This window comes from Streptomyces sp. enrichment culture (assembly GCF_964273145.1).
Taxonomy (GTDB): domain Bacteria; phylum Actinomycetota; class Actinomycetes; order Streptomycetales; family Streptomycetaceae; genus Streptomyces.
This window is the reverse complement of record NZ_OZ186873.1, coordinates 1,494,006-1,511,455: the sequence shown is the minus strand read 5'-3', so window position 1 is coordinate 1,511,455 and position 17,450 is coordinate 1,494,006. Positions and strand designations below refer to the sequence as shown.

Genomic DNA, 17,450 nt, shown 5'->3' with positions numbered 1-17,450 from the left:
GGCGGGAGCCTCAGTTGCGGCGCAGCAGCCGGGTCGCCCCCGCCGCCACCGTCGTCGCCAGGACCCAGCCCAGCAGGACCATCGCCGCGGCCAGCCACTGCCAGCCGCCGCACAGCTGCCGGGAGCCGACCTGGCCCAGGTCGATGACCGGCAGCAGCAGGTCGAGGGAGAACAGGGCGGGATCCCACGCCGGATGCTCGTCCCCCTTCACGGGCGGGTGCCCGGCGCGCGCGAAGGCGACCGAGCCCGCCGCCCACAGCACCGCCATCCACACCGCGGCCCGGCCCGGCCGGTAGCCGTAGGCGACCGTCCAGTCCTGCGCGTATCCCCACAGCTTGGGGCCGAGCGGCAGGCTCTCGCGGCGCCGGCGCTGCTTGGCGAGCAGCACCTCGCGGGCGTCCTCGTCCTCGCCCCCGGCCCGCAGCACGGCCGCGAGCCGCTCGTAGGGCTCGGGGTTGTACTCGGCGGTCGCGGCGGACACCCACTCCAGCCGCTCGGCCAGCGGGAACGGGCCCCGCGGCACCAGGTTCTCGTAGCAGAAGCCGCCCATGTGCAGCCGGCCCGGACCCGGCCAGCTGTCCACCCGGTCCATCAGGTTGACCACCCGCGCCCCCGACAGCACCACCCGGCCGCGCGCCGGGCGCTCCCCGAGGAACCGCAGCTCGGGCGTCTGCACCCGGCGCAGCGACAGCTCCTGACCGTCGGTGAGGGTGAACCGGGCCTGCTCGAAGTCGACCGCGTCGCCGAACCGCCCGTCGTCCAGCCGCATCCCGCCCTCGCACTCGAACCGCTGCACCCGGATGCCCTCCGCCGGGGTGGTACCGCTGAGCAGCGGGCTGCCGATACCCGCCGGGGTCAGGTACAGGGTGCGTTCGACCGACAGCTGGGGTGCGTTCAGCGCGAGCCGGCCCAGGGGGTTGCTGAGCCGGGCGCCGCGCAGGCTCAGCGAGACCCCGACGGTGGCGCCGCGCAGGCTCAGCTCGCCGTGCGACTCCAGCATCTCGGCCTGCAGGTCCTGCCCTACGCTCAGACCGTCCCCGGCGATCGACCGGCCGCTGCGGTCCCGGTGCACGATCGCCTGGTTGAGCAGCAGATCCGTGCCTATCTGGGCGTCGGTGAGCCGGATGCCGCGGTGGAAGCGGCAGCGCGGCAGGTGCAGGTCCCCCTCGGTCTGCGCCCGGGCCGCCTCCAGCCGCGGCACCGAGCAGTCCACCAGCCGGACGGTGGTGAAGCGCGCCTCCGGCAGCAGGACGTCCCGGTCGAAGCGGCAGCCGCGCATCTCGACGTAGGGCGCGACCGTGCCGCCCGCCAGGTCCAGCGCGCCGCTGATCCGCACGCCGACGAGCTTCAGCGACGACACACGGCCCGCCAGGGCGGGCGGCCCGTCCAGCAGCAGCCAGCACACGATCCGCGCCCGCACGGTCCGCTCGGGGCCCCACGGCCGCCCGCCGTGCGGATCGTCGGCCAGCGCGTCCCCGCTGCTCAGGTCGTACACGCTGCCGTTGCGGAAGGCCTGCCACATGCCGGCCTCCGCGGCGGTCAGGTCCTCCGGCAGGTCCCCGGGGCCGGGCCCGGTCCCCTCGGTCACGGCACTTGCCTCCGTCCCCCGCTACTCGCGAGTCGGCTTCCGGTACAACCGTTCATGCCCGGTCTGTGACACCTCGAACACACAACGTGAAAGGGATCTTCCGGGCGGCGGGGCGCGGGCGGCGCCGAGGGTGGTTTCCGCCACGTTCCGTATCAGTCATTGATACGCGCGGACGGTGCCGGACGCGGGTCTGAGAGAATTGGTTGCGTGATCTCCCGAATCGATCTGCGCGGCGACGCCCTTCCCGAGGGCCCCGCCCTGCGTGACCTGCTGCCCCGAGCCGACTTCGACGTAGCGGCCGCCCTGGAGAAGGTGCGTCCCATCTGCGAGGCCGTGCATCATCGCGGCGACGCGGCGCTGATCGACTTCGCCGAACAGTTCGACGGCGTACGGCTGGAATCCGTCCGGGTGCCGCGGCAGGCGCTCGCCGACGCCCTGGAGCGGCTCGACCCGGCCGTGCGCGCGGCCCTGGAGGAGTCGATCCGCCGCGCCCGCCTCGTCCACCGCGCCCAGCGCCGCTCCACCCACACCACCCAGGTCGTGCCCGGCGGCACGGTCACCGAGAAGTGGGTGCCGGTGGAGCGCGTCGGCCTGTACGCCCCCGGCGGCCGGTCCGTCTACCCGTCCTCCGTGATCATGAACGCCGTGCCCGCGCAGGAGGCCGGCGTCGAGTCGATCGCCCTGGCCTCTCCCGCCCAGGCCGAGTTCGGCGGCCTGCCGCACCCGACGATCCTCGCCGCCTGCGCCCTGCTCGGCGTCGACGAGGTGTACGCCGCCGGCGGCGCCACCGCCGTCGCGATGTTCGCCCACGGCACCGAGTCCTGCCCGCCCGCCAACATGGTCACCGGCCCCGGCAACATCTGGGTCGCCGCGGCCAAGCGCTACTTCACCGGCAAGATCGGCATCGACGCCGAGGCCGGCCCGACCGAGATCGCGATCCTCGCCGACGACACCGCCGACCCGGTGCACGTCGCCGCCGACCTGATCAGCCAGGCCGAGCACGACCCGCTGGCCGCCGCCGTCCTCGTCACCGACTCCGCGGAACTGGCGGACGCGGTGGAGAAGGAACTGGCCCCGCAGACCGCCGCGGCCAAGCACGTCGAGGACCGGATCCGCCCGGCCCTGTCCGGCAGGCAGTCCGCGATCGTGCTCGTCGACGGCATCGACGAGGGACTGCGCGTGGTCGACGCCTACGGCGCCGAGCACCTGGAGATCCAGACCGCCGACGCCGCCGCGGTCGCCGACCGCGTCAGGAACGCCGGCGCGATCTTCATCGGCCCCTGGGCCCCGGTCTCGCTGGGCGACTACGCGGCCGGCTCCAACCACGTCCTGCCCACCGGCGGCTGCGCCTGCCACTCCTCCGGCCTGTCCGTCCAGTCCTTCCTGCGCGGCATCCACGTCGTGGACTACACCAGGGACGCGCTGGCCGAGGTCGCGCACCACGTGGTGACGCTGGCCGAGGCGGAGGACCTGCCCGCGCACGGCGCGGCGATCAAGGCCCGGTTCGACTGGAAGGTTCCCGAGGGCAAGTGACCGGCAACACCCCCGCGTCCCCCTGGGACGAGCTCCCCGTCCGTGACGAGCTGCGCGGCAAGACCCCCTACGGCGCGCCCCAGCTCGACGTGCCCGTACGGCTGAACACCAACGAGAACCCGTACCCGCTGCCCGAGCCGCTGGTCGAGCGGATCGCCGAGCGGGTGCGCGAGGCCGCCCGCAGCCTGAACCGCTACCCCGACCGGGACGCGGTCGAGCTGCGCACCCAGCTCGCCGCCTACCTGACGAAGACCTCCGGGCACCCCGTCGGCGTCGAGAACGTGTGGGCCGCCAACGGCTCCAACGAGGTCATCCAGCAGCTGCTGCAGACCTTCGGCGGCCCGGGCCGCACCGCGATCGGCTTCGAGCCGTCGTACTCGATGCACGGCCTCATCGCGCGCGGCACCGGAACCGGCTGGATCTCCGGTCCCCGCGCCGAGGACTTCACGATCGACCCGGTCGCCGCCGAGAAGGCGATCGCCGAGCACCGCCCGGACGTCGTCTTCATCACTTCCCCCAACAACCCCACCGGCACCGCGGTCCCGCCCGAGACGGTCCTCGCCCTGTACGAGGCCGCGCAGGCGGCCAAGCCGTCGATGGTGGTCGTGGACGAGGCGTACATCGAGTTCAGCCACGGCGGCTCGCTGCTGCCGCTGCTCGACGGGCGCCCGCACCTCGTCGTCTCGCGCACGATGTCGAAGGCGTTCGGCGCGGCGGGCCTGCGCCTGGGCTACCTCGCCGCGCACCCGGCCGTCGTCGACGCCCTCCAGCTCGTCCGGCTGCCGTACCACCTGTCGGCCGTCACCCAGGCCACCGCGCTGGCCGCCCTGGAGCACACCGACACGCTGCTCGCCTACGTCGAGCAGCTGAAGGCCGAGCGGGACCGGCTCGTCGCCGAACTGCGCGCGGCCGGCTACGAGGTGACGGAATCGGACGCGAACTTCGTGCAGTTCGGACGCTTCGCCGACGCCCACGCGGCGTGGCGGAGGATCCTCGACCGGGGCGTCCTGGTCCGGGACAACGGCGTACCGGGATGGCTGCGCGTCACCGCCGGGACGCCACAGGAGAACGACGCGTTCCTCGACGCGGTCCGTGAGTTGAAGAAGGAGCTGAACGCATGAGCCGCGTAGGACGCGTGGAACGCACCACCAAGGAGACGTCGGTCCTCGTCGAGATCGACCTCGACGGCACCGGCCGCACGGAGATCTCCACCGGGGTCGGCTTCTACGACCACATGCTCGACCAGCTCGGCCGGCACGGTCTGTTCGACCTGACCGTCAAGACCGAGGGCGACCTGCACATCGACTCCCACCACACCATCGAGGACACCGCCCTCGCGCTGGGCGCCGCCTTCCGGCAGGCCCTCGGCGACAAGGTGGGCATCTACCGCTTCGGCAACTGCACGGTCCCGCTGGACGAATCCCTCGCCCAGGTCACCGTCGACCTCTCCGGCCGCCCCTACCTCGTGCACACCGAGCCCGAGAAGATGGCGCCGATGATCGGCGAGTACGACACCACGATGACCCGGCACATCCTGGAGTCCTTCGTCGCCCAGGCCCAGATCGCCCTGCACGTGCACGTGCCCTACGGGCGCAACGCGCACCACATCGTGGAGTGCCAGTTCAAGGCGCTGGCGCGGGCCCTGCGCTACGCCAGCGAGCGCGACCCGCGGGCCGCCGGCATCCTGCCCTCGACGAAGGGCGCGCTGTGAACGGCACCTCGACCGTCCTGATCGTCGTCGGCCTCTTCCTGGTCGGCGGGATCATCTCCTTCGTCAAGCAGAAGATGCCCGCGAGCCTGATCGTGCTGCTCTCCGTCGGCGCCGCGATGTGCCTGGTCGCCGGGGTCCTGCGTCTGGAGGTGTGGAATTGAGCACGGTGAGCACACCCTCGAAGAAGGTCGTCGTCTTCGACTACGGCTTCGGCAATGTCCGCTCCGCCGAGCGCGCCCTCGCGCGCGCGGGAGCCGACGTCGAGATCACCCGCGACTTCGACAAGGCGATGAACGCCGACGGCCTGCTGGTGCCCGGCGTCGGCGCCTTCGCCGCCTGCATGCAGGGCCTGAGGGAGGCGCGCGGCGACTGGATCATCGACCGCCGCCTGTCCGGCGGGCGCCCCGTCATGGGCATCTGCGTCGGCATGCAGATCCTCTTCGCCCGCGGCATCGAGCACGGGGTGGAGGCCGAGGGCCTGGACGAGTGGCCCGGCACGGTCGAGCCGCTCCAGGCCGACGTCGTGCCCCACATGGGCTGGAACACCGTGGAGGCGCCGGCCGGCTCCGAGCTGTTCGCCGGCCTGGACGCGGACGCGCGCTTCTACTTCGTGCACTCCTACGCCGTCCACGACTGGTCGCTGGAGACCCACAACCCGGCCCTGACCGCGCCCAAGGTCACCTGGTCCACGCACGGCAAGCCGTTCGTGGCGGCCGTGGAGAACGGCGCCCTGTGGGCCACGCAGTTCCACCCCGAGAAGTCCGGCGACGCCGGCGCCCAGCTCCTCACCAACTGGATCGGAACCCTGTAGAGACATGGCCAAGCTCGAACTCCTCCCCGCCGTCGACGTCCGCGACGGCCAGGCCGTCCGCCTCGTGCACGGCGAGTCCGGCACCGAGACCTCCTACGGATCCCCGCTCCAGGCCGCCCTGGCCTGGCAGCAGGCGGGTGCCGAGTGGCTGCACCTGGTCGACCTGGACGCCGCGTTCGGCACCGGCGACAACCGGGAGCTGATCGCCGAGGTCACGAAGGCCATGGACATCAAGGTGGAGCTGTCCGGCGGCATCCGCGACGACGACACCCTCGCCGCCGCCCTCGCCACCGGCTGCACCCGCGTCAACCTCGGCACGGCCGCCCTGGAGACCCCCGAGTGGGTCGCCAAGGTCATCGCCGAGCACGGCGACAAGATCGCCGTCGGCCTCGACGTGCGCGGCACCACCCTGCGCGGCCGCGGCTGGACCCGCGACGGCGGCGACCTCTACGAGACGCTGGAGCGCCTGAACAAGGAGGGCTGCGCCCGGTACGTCGTCACCGACATCGCCAAGGACGGCACCCTCCAGGGCCCCAACCTCGACCTCCTGAGGAACGTCTGCGCGGCCACCGACCGCCCGGTCGTCGCCTCCGGCGGCGTATCCTCCCTGGACGACCTGCGCGCCATCGCCGGGCTGGTCCCGCTCGGCGTCGAGGGCGCCATCGTCGGCAAGGCGCTGTACGCGAAGGCGTTCACCCTGGAAGAGGCCCTGGAGACCGTGTCGTCATGACATCCGAAGCCGTGCGGCGCGCGCAGAGCGGGAGCCCCTGGGAAGAGTCCTTCGGTTTCGCACGCGCCGTCGCGGCGGGCGACCGCGTCCTGGTGGGGGGCACGACCTCCTTCAGGGGCAGCGTGCTGTACGGCGAGGGCGACCCGTACGAACAGGCCAGGACGGCTTTCACCAGCGCGCTCGAGGCGATCGGCGGGTTCGGGCTCGGCGTCGAGTCCGTGATCCGCACCCGGATGTACCTGACGCACGCCCGGGACGTGGACGAGGTGGGCCGCGCCCACAAGGAAATCTTCGACCGGGTGCGCCCGGTGTCCACCCTCCTCGTGGTGGAGGGCTTCGTGGACCCGCGCATCCTGGTCGAAGTCGAGATAGAGGCATTCAGAGGAGCCGAGCAGTCATGACCCTGGCGGTCCGAGTCATCCCCTGCCTGGACGTGGACGGCGGCCGGGTCGTCAAGGGCGTCAACTTCCAGAACCTGCGCGACGCGGGCGACCCCGTCGAGATGGCCAAGGTGTACGACGCCGAGGGCGCCGACGAGCTGACGTTCCTGGACATCACCGCCTCGTCGGGCGACCGCGAGACGACGTACGACGTGGTGCGCCGCACCGCCGAGCAGGTCTTCATCCCGCTCACGGTCGGCGGCGGCGTCCGCACCGCCGAGGACGTCGACAAGCTGCTGCGCGCGGGCGCCGACAAGGTCGGCGTCAACACCGCCGCCATCGCCCGCCCCGACCTGATCCGCGAGATCGCCGAACGCTTCGGCCGCCAGGTGCTGGTCCTGTCCGTCGACGCCCGCCGTACCGGGACCGGTTCCTTCGAGGTCACCACCCACGGCGGCCGGCGCGGCACCGGCATCGACGCCGTCGAATGGGCGCACCGGGCGGCCGAGCTGGGCGCGGGCGAGATCCTGCTGAACTCCATGGACGCCGACGGCACGAAGGACGGCTACGACCTGGAGATGATCGCCGCCGTCCGCAAGCACGTCACCGTCCCGGTGATCGCCTCCGGCGGCGCCGGCCGGCTCGCCGACTTCCCGCCGGCCGTCGCGGCGGGCGCGGACGCGGTCCTGGCGGCCTCCGTCTTCCACTTCGGCGACCTGCGGATCGGCCAGGTGAAGCAGACGCTGCGGGAGGCGGGGCACCCGGTGCGGTGACCCCGCGCCGGGCGCGGCCGCCCCGCCGAGGTCAGATCCCGAGCCGCCTGGTCTCCCGGAGCCGGGCGATCGCGTCCTTCTCCCCGTCCAGCTCCACCCGCGCCGCGTCCTGCCGGCCGAAGGCGAACAGCAGCAGCTCGGACGGCTCGCCGGTCACCGTCACCACCGGTGTGCCGCGGTGGGCGACCGCCGTCTGGCCGTCGGGGCGGCGCAGCACCAGGCCGGTCGGGACACCGCGGCCCACCAGGCGGGCGGTGCGCTCCAGCCGGGACCACAGGGCGTTCTGGAAGACCGGGTCCAGCTCACGGGGCGTCCAGTCCGGCTGGGCGCGGCGGACGTCCTCGGTGTGGACGTAGAACTCGACGGTGTTCGCCGCCTCGTCGACCTGCTTGAGGGAGAAGGGCGAGAAGCGGGGCGGACCGGTGCGGATGAGCCGGATCAGCTCCTCGTACGGCTTCGCGGCGTACTCCTCCATCACCCGGTCCAGCCGCGTCGCCAACTGCTTGATCAGGGTGCCGCCGGCCGCGTCGGGCCGGCGCTCGCGCACCACCACGTGCGCGGCGAGGTCACGGGTCTGCCAGCCCTCGCACAGGGTGGGGGCGTCGGGTCCGGCCGTCTCCAGCAGGTCGGCCAGCAGAAGCCGTTCACGCTTGGCGAATGTCGACATGGAGTCAGCGTACGGCCGGGTGGCGCGTCCGCACAGCGAACGCGGCAAGGACGTACCGCGGGCGCGCGGCACAATGGTCGGCATGACCAGCACGCCCTCCCGGCCCAGCCGCCTCGACCCGGAGATCGCCGCGCGCCTCAAGCGCAGCCCCGACGGCCTCCTGCCCGCCATCGCCCAGCAGTACGACACCGGTGAGGTGCTGATGCTCGGCTGGATGGACGACGAGGCGCTGCACCGCACGCTCACCACCGGCCGCTGCACCTACTGGTCGCGCAGCCGCCGGGAGTACTGGGTCAAGGGCGACACCTCCGGCCACTTCCAGTGGGTGAAGTCCGTCGCCCTGGACTGCGACGCCGACACCGTCCTGGTCAAGGTCGACCAGGTCGGCGCCGCCTGCCACACCGGCGCCCGCACCTGCTTCGACGCCGACGTGCTGCTCCGCGACGGCGGCGGCGCCGGTTCCGGCGCGGCGCCCGCGGATCAGTAGGGTCGGCCGCCATGGACCTCGAAACGTTCCGCAAGCTGGCCGTCGACCGCCGGGTCATCCCGGTCACCCGCAAGCTCCTCGCCGACGGCGACACGCCGGTCGCGCTCTACCGCAAGCTGGCCGCCGAGCGCCCCGGCACCTTCCTGCTGGAGTCCGCCGACGGGGGTACCTCCCAGGCGTTCAGCCCTGGAGGAGGACGCTCGTGGTCCCGCTACTCCTTCGTGGGCGTGCGCAGCGCCGGCACGCTGACCGAGCGGGACGGGCAGGCCCACTGGCTCGGCACCCCGCCCGTCGGCGTCCCCACCGGCGGCGACCCGCTCGCCGCGCTGCGCGCCACCGTCGAGACCCTGCACACCCCCCGCGACCTCGCCCAGGACCTCGCCCTGCCGCCCTTCACCGGCGGCATGGTCGGCTACCTCGGCTACGACATCGTGCGCCGTCTGGAGAAGGTCGGCCCCGGCGACCGGGACGACCTGCGCCTGCCCGAACTCACCATGCTCCTCACCAGCGACCTCGCCGTCATGGACCACTGGGAGGGCTCCGTCCTGCTGATCGCCAACGCGATCAACCACAACGACCTCGACACCGGCGTCGACGAGGCCTACGCCGACGCCGTCGCCCGCCTGGACGCCATGGAGGCCGACCTGTCCCGGCCGGTCGCCCAGCCCCCGGCCGTGCTGCCGCCCTCCGAGCTGCCCGAGTACACCGCGCGGTGGGGCGGCCCCGACTTCCAGGCGGCCGTGGAGGACATCAAGGAGCGCATCCGGGCCGGGGAGGCCTTCCAGGTCGTCCCCTCCCAGCGCTTCGAGACGCCGTGCGCCGCGAGCGCCCTGGACGTCTACCGGGTGCTGCGGGCCACCAACCCCTCCCCGTACATGTACCTGTTCCGCTTCGACGGGTTCGACGTCGTCGGCTCGTCCCCCGAAGCACTGGTCAAGGTCGAGGACGGGCGGGCCATGCTCCACCCCATCGCCGGCACCCGGCCCCGCGGCGCCACCCCGCAGGAGGACCAGGCCCTCGCCGAGGAACTCCTCGCCGACCCCAAGGAGCGCGCCGAGCACCTCATGCTCGTCGACCTGGGCCGCAACGACCTGGGGCGGGTCTGCGAGCCCGGGTCCGTCGAGGTCGTCGACTTCATGTCGATCGAGCGCTACTCGCACGTCATGCACATCGTCTCCACCGTCACCGGCCGCGTCGCGCCGGGCCGGACCGCCTTCGACGTGCTGACCGCCTGCTTCCCGGCCGGCACCCTCTCCGGGGCGCCCAAGCCGCGCGCCCTGCAGATCATCGACGAACTGGAGCCCTCCCGCCGCGGCCTGTACGGCGGCTGCGTCGGCTACCTCGACTTCGCGGGCGACTCCGACACGGCCATCGCCATCCGCACCGCCCTGCTGCGCGACGGCACCGCCTACGTGCAGGCGGGCGCCGGTGTCGTCGCCGACTCCGACCCGGTCGCCGAGGACACCGAGTGCCGCAACAAGGCGGCGGCGGTCCTGCGGGCCGTCCACACGGCGAACCGGCTGGGAAGGGCCTGAGGCGAACCCCGGGTGACGGTTCGCCCGGGGTTCGGGCGATAGTGGAGTACGTGACTGCCGTACCGCACCCCCGTACCGAAGCCGCCCGTCCCGCCCGGACCGGCCGCCGCAGCCTCGCCCTCACCCTGCTGTGCGGCGCGCTGGGCGCGGCCGTGGCGCTGCTGGCCACCCGGCAGCAGTGGGCGGCGGGCACCGCGTCGGTGGCCGGCGGCACCTTCCCGCTGACCGCCAGGGGAAGCGACGTCACCGGCGTCCCCGCGGCGCTCGCCATAGTGGGCCTCGCCGCGCTCGTCGCCGTCTTCGCCGTCCGCCGCGCCGGGCGCGTCGTCGTCGCCGGGCTGCTCGCCCTGTGCGGCGCCGGCACCGTCGCCGCGGCCCTCACCGGTGCCTCCGACGGGTCCGCCCTCGACGACCAGGCGGCCAAGGCCTCCGGCGACACCGCCGCCACCGTGGACGCCCTCACCCACACCGCCTGGCCCTACGCCGCCGCCGCGGGTGGCGCCCTGATCCTGCTGGCCGGGCTGCTCGCCCTGCGCTACGGCCGGCTGTGGCCCGCGATGTCGGGCCGCTACGAGCGCACCGGCGCCCCCCGCCCGCGCCGTGCGGCCACCGCCGTCGACCCCGACCGCCCCGAGGATCTGTGGAAGGCCCTCGACCGGGGCGAGGACCCGACCGGCGCCTGACCGCGGCCCGTCCGCGCGAAGGTTCGCCCGCACGCGCGTGGGCACCCGTCCACGCGCGGCACCCGGGCCCGGTGCCCGACGGGTCTTGCCCTCCCGCGTACCGGGGAGCACCCCCGATCACTGCGCGCGCGCGGGTGCGGGACAATGGGCGCACGAGCGTCCCGCTCGGACACGTACACAGCAACGAGGAGCAAGCAATGGCGGGCAGCAGCCACGGTCACACCCCGGCCGCCTGGACCGGTGTCATCATCGCCTTCATCGGTTTCTGCATCGCGGGCGTCTTCACGGTGATGGCCCAGCCCGTGGGCTTCTGGGCCGGCGTGGCGGTCGTGCTCCTCGGCGGTGTCGTCGGCGCCATCATGCGTGCGATGGGCCTCGGCCAGCCGAAGGACACCCACCCGGTGCACCTGGCCACGGACAAGGAGAAGGCGGACAAGCGCCGGCCGGCGAGCGTCGAGGGCTGATCCTCCCACGGCGTCCCGTACGGGGTCCGCTGCGGCCTTCCGGCCGGGCCCGCCGCGGACGGACCGCGTGCGCAGGGCCGGGCGCGGTTCCGTGGAGGGGCGGCCGGCACATCCGGGTGCCGGCCGCCCCTCCACGCGCGTGTGCGCCCTGTGCCCCGCGCGCCGCCGCCCCGCGCGGGGCACAATGCGGGACGTGGACGCCGACAGCCGGAACATCACGCACCGCACGGCGGCGACCCCGCCGACCCCGCCGGCCGGCCTACGCGCCGCCGCCCGGCTCGCCGTACCGGCCGGCGTGCTCGCGGCCGTCGCCGGCGCCTTCGCCTACGTGGGGGCCGTGGACCCCAACGAGCCCGGCCACTACCCGGCCTGCCCGCTGCTGCGCCTCACCGGCCTGTACTGCCCCGGCTGCGGCGGCCTGCGCAGCGCCCACGCCTTCGCCCACGGGGACCTCACGGCGGCGCTGCAGGCCAACGCGCCCGCCGTCCTCGGCTATGTGGGCTTCGCCGTGCTGTGGACCGTCTGGGTGGTCCGCGCGGCACGCGGCCGTCCCCTGCGGATCGACCCCGCCCCGCGGTACGTGTGGGCGGCGGGTGCGTTGCTGCTGGTCTTCACCATCGTCCGGAACCTGCCGTTCGGTGGCTGGCTCCACCCTTGACCACGGCGCGGACGTCCGGGTGGCGGGACCGGCGTCCACCGGATGCGGGGCCCGTGCCGGCCAGCGGATACCATCACAGGGACCATCGGTTCCGCCTGGTGATCCGCCCGACGCGGCGAGGTGCCGGAACGGAAGCGTCCGCATGAAGCCAACCGTTGGAAGGGGGCCGCTCGCGTGAGTGTGCTCGACGAGATCATCGACGGAGTCCGTGCCGACCTCGCGGAGCGGCAGGCGCGCGTCAGCCTCGACGAGCTCAAGGAGCGCGCGGCCAAGGCACCCGCACCCAAGGACGGCCTGGCCGCGCTGCGCGGCGACGGCGTCAAGGTGATCTGCGAGGTCAAGCGCTCCAGCCCGTCCAAGGGCGCGCTGGCCGCCATCGCCGACCCGGCCGGGCTCGCCGCCGACTACGAGGCGGGCGGCGCGGCCGTCATCTCCGTCCTCACCGAGCAGCGCCGCTTCGGCGGCTCGCTGGCGGACCTGGAGGCGGTCCGCGCGCGCGTGGACATCCCCGTGCTGCGCAAGGACTTCATCGTCACGTCGTACCAGCTGTGGGAGGCGCGCGCGTACGGCGCCGACCTGGCGCTGCTGATCGTCGCCGCCCTCGACCAGTCGGCCCTGGAGTCGCTCATCGAGCGCGCCGAGTCCATCGGCCTCACCCCGCTGGTCGAGGTGCACGACGAGGACGAGGTCGACCGCGCCCTCGACGCGGGCGCCAAGGTGATCGGCGTCAACGCCCGCAACCTGAAGACGCTGGAGGTCGACCGCGGCACCTTCGAGCGGGTCGCCCCGGAGATTCCCGAGGGCATCGTCAAGGTCGCCGAGTCCGGCGTCCGCGGCCCGCACGACCTGATCGCCTACGCCAACGCCGGCGCCGACGCCGTCCTGGTCGGCGAGTCCCTCGTCACCGGCAAGGACCCGAAGACCGCGGTCGCCGACCTGGTGGCGGCGGGCGAACATCCCGCACTGCGGCACGGGCGGGACTGACCCCGGTAGGCTTGGCCCCGATGAAGCCCCCGATCACCCTGCCGGCCAGGGACCCGTACGCGCGCCTGGCCCGCGGCTGCCGCCCGCGCGGCTGCCGCGCGCCCGCGCGCCGGGTCCACGGACGCCGGGTGCGGTACGTGATCGGGGACGAGCCCGGGCAGGTGAACGGGCGGCGATGGCAGCGCCCCGAAAGGGGCGCGGGGCCAGGCCCGGACACGCGACGTCGCCGCGTGGGCGCGAGCGACCCCACACGGCCCGCAGCCGGCCGCTGACCACCCCCGCCCCCACGGCGATCCGTGCTCACCCACACTCACCGTGAGGCTCTTCCGCATGCCCAGCGAGTTCTTCGTTCCCGACCCGGAGGGTCACGTCCCCAGCGCCGAGGGCTACTTCGGCGCGTTCGGCGGCAAGTTCATCCCGGAGGCGCTCGTCGCCGCCGTCGACGAGGTCGCCGTCGAGTACGACAAGGCCAAGGCCGACCCCGAGTTCGCCCGCGAACTCGACGACCTCCTCGTCCACTACACCGGCCGCCCCAGCGCCCTGACCGAGGTGCCCCGGTTCGCCGAGCACGCAGGCGGCGCCCGCGTCTTCCTCAAGCGCGAGGACCTCAACCACACCGGCTCCCACAAGATCAACAACGTGCTGGGGCAGGCCCTGCTCACCAAGCGCATGGGCAAGACCCGCGTGATCGCGGAGACCGGCGCCGGCCAGCACGGCGTGGCGACGGCGACGGCCTGCGCCCTCTTCGGCCTCGACTGCACCATCTACATGGGCGAGATCGACACCGAGCGCCAGGCCCTCAACGTGGCCCGCATGCGCATGCTCGGCGCCGAGGTCATCGCCGTGAAGTCCGGCAGCCGCACCCTGAAGGACGCCATCAACGAGGCGTTCCGCGACTGGGTCGCCAACGTCGACCACACCCACTACCTCTTCGGCACCGTCGCCGGCCCCCACCCCTTCCCGGCCATGGTCCGCGACTTCCACCGCGTCATCGGCGTCGAGGCCCGCCGCCAGATCCTGGAGCGCGCCGGGCGCCTGCCCGACGCCGCGATCGCCTGCGTGGGCGGCGGCTCCAACGCCATCGGCCTCTTCCACGCCTTCATCCCGGACGCCTCCGTCCGCCTCATCGGCTGCGAGCCCGCCGGGCACGGCATCGAGACCGGCGAGCACGCCGCGACCCTCACCGCCGGCGAGCCCGGCATCCTGCACGGCTCCCGCTCCTACGTCCTCCAGGACGACGAGGGCCAGATCACCGAGCCGTACTCCATCTCGGCCGGCCTGGACTACCCGGGCATCGGCCCGGAGCACTCCTACCTGAAGGACTCCGGCCGCGGCGAGTACCGCGCGGTCACCGACGACGCGGCCATGCAGGCCCTGCGCCTGCTGTCGCGCACCGAGGGCATCATCCCGGCCATCGAGAGCGCCCACGCGCTGGCCGGCGCCCTGGAGGTCGGCAAGGAGCTCGGCAGGGACGGGCTGATCGTCGTCAACCTCTCCGGTCGCGGCGACAAGGACATGGACACCGCCGCCCGCTACTTCGGGCTGTACGACACCGACGCCGAGGTCGCCGCCGACGAGGCCGGCGCCACCGCCGAGATCGAGGGAGACGCCAAGTGAGCGGGAACGTACGGCTGCTGAACGACACCCTCGCCGCGGCGAAGTCCGAGGGCCGCTCCGCCCTCATCGCCTACCTCCCGGCCGGGTTCCCCACCGTGGACGGCGGCATCGACGCGGTCAAGGCCGCCCTGGAGGGCGGCGCCGACGTCGTCGAGGTCGGCCTGCCGCACAGCGACCCGGTCCTCGACGGCCCGGTCATCCAGACCGCCGACGACATCGCCCTGCGCGGCGGCGTGAGGATCGCCGACGTGATGCGCACCGTCCGCGAGGCGTACGAGGCCACCGGCAAGCCGATCCTCGTCATGACGTACTGGAACCCCATCGACCGCTACGGCGTCGAGCGGTTCACCGCCGAACTCGCCGAGGCGGGCGGCGCCGGGTGCATCCTGCCCGACCTGCCGGTGCAGGAGTCGGCGCTGTGGCGGGAGCACGCCGAGAAGCACGGCCTCGCCACCGTCTTCGTGGTGGCGCCCAGCAGCAGGGACGAGCGGCTCGCCGAGATCACCGCGGCCGGCAGCGGCTTCGTCTACGCCGCCTCCCTCATGGGTGTCACCGGCACCCGCGCCTCGGTCAGCTCGCAGGCAGAGGACCTGGTGCGGCGCACCCGCGCCACCACCGACCTGCCCGTCTGCGTCGGGCTCGGCGTCTCCGACGCCGCCCAGGCCCGGGAGGTCGCCGGCTTCGCCGACGGCGTGATCGTCGGCTCGGCCTTCGTCAAGCGGATGCTGGACGCCCCCGACCACGCGGCCGGCGTCGAGGCGGTCCGCGCGCTGGCGGGGGACCTCGCCAAGGGCGTGCGCGGACAGGCGTGACAGGCGGCGGTTCACACGGGTCCCCCGTACGAGTGGACCTGGGACCGGGGAGGCGCGGTGCGCCTCCCCGGTTCGTTCTGCGGGGTGTGAGCGAGAAGAACCGTGACGGAAAGCGCACCGCCCGGGAGCGGCTGGCGGCCGAGCGCGAGAAGCAGAGGAGCGCGGAGAAGCGACGGCGCGCACTGATCGTGGGGGCGAGCGTGGTCTGCGTCCTCGGCCTCGCGGCGGTGATCGGCGTGATCGCCGCCAACGCGGGCAAGGACGAAGGCGACACCGCGGGCCCGGTCGTCGCCCCCTCGGGCGCCCAGGGCGAGGACAGCCTGGTGATCCCGGTCGGCAGGGCGAGCGCCCGGTCGACGCTCACCGTCTGGGAGGACTTCCGCTGCCCGGCCTGCAAGAGCTTCGAGCAGGCCTACCGCTCCACGATCCACGAACTGGCCGACGCCGGGCAACTCAGGGTCGAGTACCGGCTGGCGACGATCATCGACGGCGGCATGGGCGGCAGCGGCTCCCGCAAGGCGGCCAACGCGGCGGCCTGCGCCCAGGACGCCGGGAAGTTCACGCCGTACCACGACGTGCTGTACGACAACCAGCCCGCCGAGACCGACGACGCGTTCGGACGGAACGACAAGCTGATCGAGCTCGCCGGGAAGGTCGACGGCCTCGACACGCCCGCCTTCCGCCGGTGCGTGGAGAACGGCACGCACGACGGCTGGGTCGACAAGTCCGCCGAGGCCTTCCGCGAGAGCGATTTCCGCGGTACCCCGACCGTGCTGCTGGACGGCAGGAACATCTACCAGGACCGCTCGATGACACCGGCCAGGCTCAAGCAATTGGTGCAGGACGCGAACGGGGGATGAGCCAAGGGATGAGCGAGGGACGGGGCGCGGGCGGCGCCCGCCCGTTACGGACCCGTAGCCGGGCCGCCCGCCACCGGTCCCGCCCGGCACGGTAGCGTCGACCCTGCCATGGAACTTGCCTACATTCCCAGCCCGTCGCGCGGGGTGCTGTACCTCGGCCCCGTCCCGCTGCGCGGCTACGCGTTCTGCATCATCATCGGCGTCTTCGTTGCCGTCTGGCTCGGCAACAGGCGCTGGATCGCCCGTGGCGGACGGTCCGGGACGGTGGCCGACATCGCGGTCTGGGCCGTTCCCTTCGGCCTGGTCGGCGGCCGGCTCTACCACGTGATCACGGACTACGAGCTGTACTTCGGCGAGGGCCGGAACTGGGTGGACGCCTTCAAGGTCTGGGAGGGCGGCCTCGGCATCTGGGGCGCGATCGCGCTCGGAGCGCTGGGCGCGTGGATCGGCTGCCGCCGCCGCGGCATCCCGATGCCCGCGTACGCCGACGCCGTCGCACCCGGCATCGCCCTCGCGCAGGCCATCGGCCGCTGGGGCAACTGGTTCAACCAGGAGCTGTACGGGCGCAGGACCGATCTGCCGTGGGCCGTGGAGATCACCTCGTCGGCGGACGGGCGGGTCCCGGGCACCTACCACCCGACCTTCCTGTACGAGTCGCTGTGGTGCATCGGCGTCGCCCTGCTGGTGATCTGGGCCGACCGCCGCTTCGGGCTCGGCCACGGGCGGGCGTTCGCGCTGTACGTCGCCGCGTACTGCGCCGGCCGCTTCTGGATCGAGTACATGCGCGTCGACGAGGCCCACCACATCCTGGGCCTCAGGCTCAACAACTGGACCGCGCTCGTGGTGTTCCTGCTGGCGGTGACGTACATCGTCGTGTCGGCGAGGAAGCGGCCGGGCCGGGAGGCCGTCGTCGAGCCGGGTGCGGAGGACTTCGGCGACGGGGACGAGAGGGACGGCAGGTCCGGTGACGCGCCGTCCGGTTCCTCCGGCGCCGGCACGGACGCCGACGAGGACGCCGGCACGGACGCGGAACGGGCGAAGGACGCCGGCACGGGCAAGGCGCAGGACAAGGCCGACTCGGCCGAGAAGGGCTGACGTCCGGCCCCGTGCCGTACAGCGCCGAGGGCGCCCGGGGATTCCCGGGCGCCCTCGGCGCG

General features: G+C 73.5%; 20 protein-coding genes. 18 read left to right on the top strand and 2 right to left on the bottom strand.

Annotated elements, in window-relative coordinates; genetic code table 11:
* Positions 1-10: 10 nt before the first annotated feature.
* Entirely contained in the window at positions 11-1,588 is a 1,578-nt protein-coding gene (locus tag ACSU6Z_RS06900) for an oxidoreductase (protein WP_437043863.1), read from the bottom strand.
* A gap of 207 nt (positions 1,589-1,795) precedes the next feature.
* On the opposite strand from ACSU6Z_RS06900, the gene hisD reads away from it, so the two are divergent.
* Genes hisD through hisF form a run of 8 tightly spaced genes read left to right on the top strand, consistent with a single transcriptional unit; the run spans position 1,796 to position 7,526 of the window.
* A complete protein-coding gene (gene hisD, locus ACSU6Z_RS06895; protein WP_437043861.1) occupies positions 1,796-3,121 on the top strand; it encodes a histidinol dehydrogenase in 1,326 nt (441 codons plus the stop codon).
* A complete protein-coding gene (locus ACSU6Z_RS06890) occupies positions 3,118-4,242 on the top strand; it encodes a histidinol-phosphate transaminase (protein ID WP_437043860.1) in 1,125 nt (374 codons plus the stop codon). Before hisD ends, ACSU6Z_RS06890 begins: the two co-directional genes overlap by 4 nt.
* The gene (hisB, locus tag ACSU6Z_RS06885) at positions 4,239-4,832 is read left to right on the top strand and encodes an imidazoleglycerol-phosphate dehydratase HisB (RefSeq protein ID WP_437043858.1); all 594 of its coding nucleotides are present in this window, start codon (positions 4,239-4,241) and stop codon (positions 4,830-4,832) included. The genes ACSU6Z_RS06890 and hisB overlap by 4 nt, the downstream gene beginning before the upstream one ends.
* On the top strand, positions 4,829-4,993 hold the full coding sequence (locus ACSU6Z_RS06880) for a hypothetical protein (protein ID WP_437043856.1): 165 nt from the start codon (positions 4,829-4,831) through the stop codon (positions 4,991-4,993). The genes hisB and ACSU6Z_RS06880 overlap by 4 nt, the downstream gene beginning before the upstream one ends.
* 5 nt (positions 4,994-4,998) lie before the next feature.
* Positions 4,999-5,643, top strand: coding sequence for an imidazole glycerol phosphate synthase subunit HisH (hisH, locus tag ACSU6Z_RS06875; protein ID WP_437043854.1), 645 nt, complete (start codon positions 4,999-5,001; stop codon positions 5,641-5,643).
* 4 nt (positions 5,644-5,647) lie between these two features.
* Positions 5,648-6,373, top strand: a complete 726-nt coding sequence (gene priA, locus ACSU6Z_RS06870; RefSeq protein WP_437043852.1) for a bifunctional 1-(5-phosphoribosyl)-5-((5-phosphoribosylamino)methylideneamino)imidazole-4-carboxamide isomerase/phosphoribosylanthranilate isomerase PriA — start codon at positions 5,648-5,650, stop codon at positions 6,371-6,373.
* Positions 6,370-6,774 carry a RidA family protein gene (locus ACSU6Z_RS06865; RefSeq protein WP_437043850.1) on the top strand — a complete coding sequence of 135 codons (405 nt, stop codon included), beginning with the start codon at positions 6,370-6,372 and terminating at the stop codon, positions 6,772-6,774. The genes priA and ACSU6Z_RS06865 overlap by 4 nt, the downstream gene beginning before the upstream one ends.
* Entirely contained in the window at positions 6,771-7,526 is a 756-nt protein-coding gene (hisF, locus tag ACSU6Z_RS06860; protein WP_437043848.1) for an imidazole glycerol phosphate synthase subunit HisF, read from the top strand. The genes ACSU6Z_RS06865 and hisF overlap by 4 nt, the downstream gene beginning before the upstream one ends.
* A gap of 31 nt (positions 7,527-7,557) precedes the next feature.
* Here hisF and ACSU6Z_RS06855 read toward each other — a convergent pair whose 3' ends face one another.
* Positions 7,558-8,193 (bottom strand): TIGR03085 family metal-binding protein, encoded by a 636-nt coding sequence (locus tag ACSU6Z_RS06855; RefSeq protein ID WP_437043846.1) that lies wholly within the window; start codon positions 8,191-8,193, stop codon positions 7,558-7,560.
* Between the two features lie 82 nt (positions 8,194-8,275).
* On the opposite strand from ACSU6Z_RS06855, the gene hisI reads away from it, so the two are divergent.
* The 10 genes from hisI to lgt all read left to right on the top strand — a co-directional run bounded on the left by hisI (position 8,276) and on the right by lgt (position 17,388).
* Positions 8,276-8,680, top strand: coding sequence for a phosphoribosyl-AMP cyclohydrolase (hisI, locus tag ACSU6Z_RS06850; RefSeq protein ID WP_437043844.1), 405 nt, complete (start codon positions 8,276-8,278; stop codon positions 8,678-8,680).
* Between the two features lie 11 nt (positions 8,681-8,691).
* Positions 8,692-10,215: an anthranilate synthase component I gene (locus ACSU6Z_RS06845; protein ID WP_437043843.1), complete on the top strand. Its 1,524-nt coding sequence runs from the start codon at positions 8,692-8,694 to the stop codon at positions 10,213-10,215.
* Positions 10,216-10,256: 41 nt separating this feature from the next.
* Positions 10,257-10,898, top strand: a complete 642-nt coding sequence (locus tag ACSU6Z_RS06840) for a TIGR02234 family membrane protein (RefSeq protein ID WP_437043841.1) — start codon at positions 10,257-10,259, stop codon at positions 10,896-10,898.
* A 197-nt stretch (positions 10,899-11,095) separates the two neighbouring features.
* Positions 11,096-11,362 (top strand): HGxxPAAW family protein, encoded by a 267-nt coding sequence (locus ACSU6Z_RS06835; protein ID WP_437043839.1) that lies wholly within the window; start codon positions 11,096-11,098, stop codon positions 11,360-11,362.
* Positions 11,363-11,546: 184 nt separating this feature from the next.
* Positions 11,547-12,020 carry a DUF2752 domain-containing protein gene (locus ACSU6Z_RS06830; protein WP_437043837.1) on the top strand — a complete coding sequence of 158 codons (474 nt, stop codon included), beginning with the start codon at positions 11,547-11,549 and terminating at the stop codon, positions 12,018-12,020.
* Positions 12,021-12,194: 174 nt separating this feature from the next.
* Positions 12,195-13,004, top strand: a complete 810-nt coding sequence (trpC, locus tag ACSU6Z_RS06825) for an indole-3-glycerol phosphate synthase TrpC (RefSeq protein WP_437043835.1) — start codon at positions 12,195-12,197, stop codon at positions 13,002-13,004.
* 330 nt (positions 13,005-13,334) lie between these two features.
* Complete coding sequence (trpB, locus tag ACSU6Z_RS06820; protein ID WP_437043834.1) at positions 13,335-14,621, top strand: tryptophan synthase subunit beta; 1,287 nt, start codon at positions 13,335-13,337, stop codon at positions 14,619-14,621.
* Positions 14,618-15,433: a tryptophan synthase subunit alpha gene (gene trpA / locus ACSU6Z_RS06815; RefSeq protein WP_437043832.1), complete on the top strand. Its 816-nt coding sequence runs from the start codon at positions 14,618-14,620 to the stop codon at positions 15,431-15,433. The genes trpB and trpA overlap by 4 nt, the downstream gene beginning before the upstream one ends.
* Positions 15,434-15,519: 86 nt before the next feature.
* Positions 15,520-16,293, top strand: coding sequence for a DsbA family protein (locus ACSU6Z_RS06810; protein ID WP_437043830.1), 774 nt, complete (start codon positions 15,520-15,522; stop codon positions 16,291-16,293).
* Between the two features lie 108 nt (positions 16,294-16,401).
* Positions 16,402-17,388: a prolipoprotein diacylglyceryl transferase gene (lgt, locus tag ACSU6Z_RS06805; protein ID WP_437043828.1), complete on the top strand. Its 987-nt coding sequence runs from the start codon at positions 16,402-16,404 to the stop codon at positions 17,386-17,388.
* Positions 17,389-17,450 lie beyond the last annotated feature (62 nt).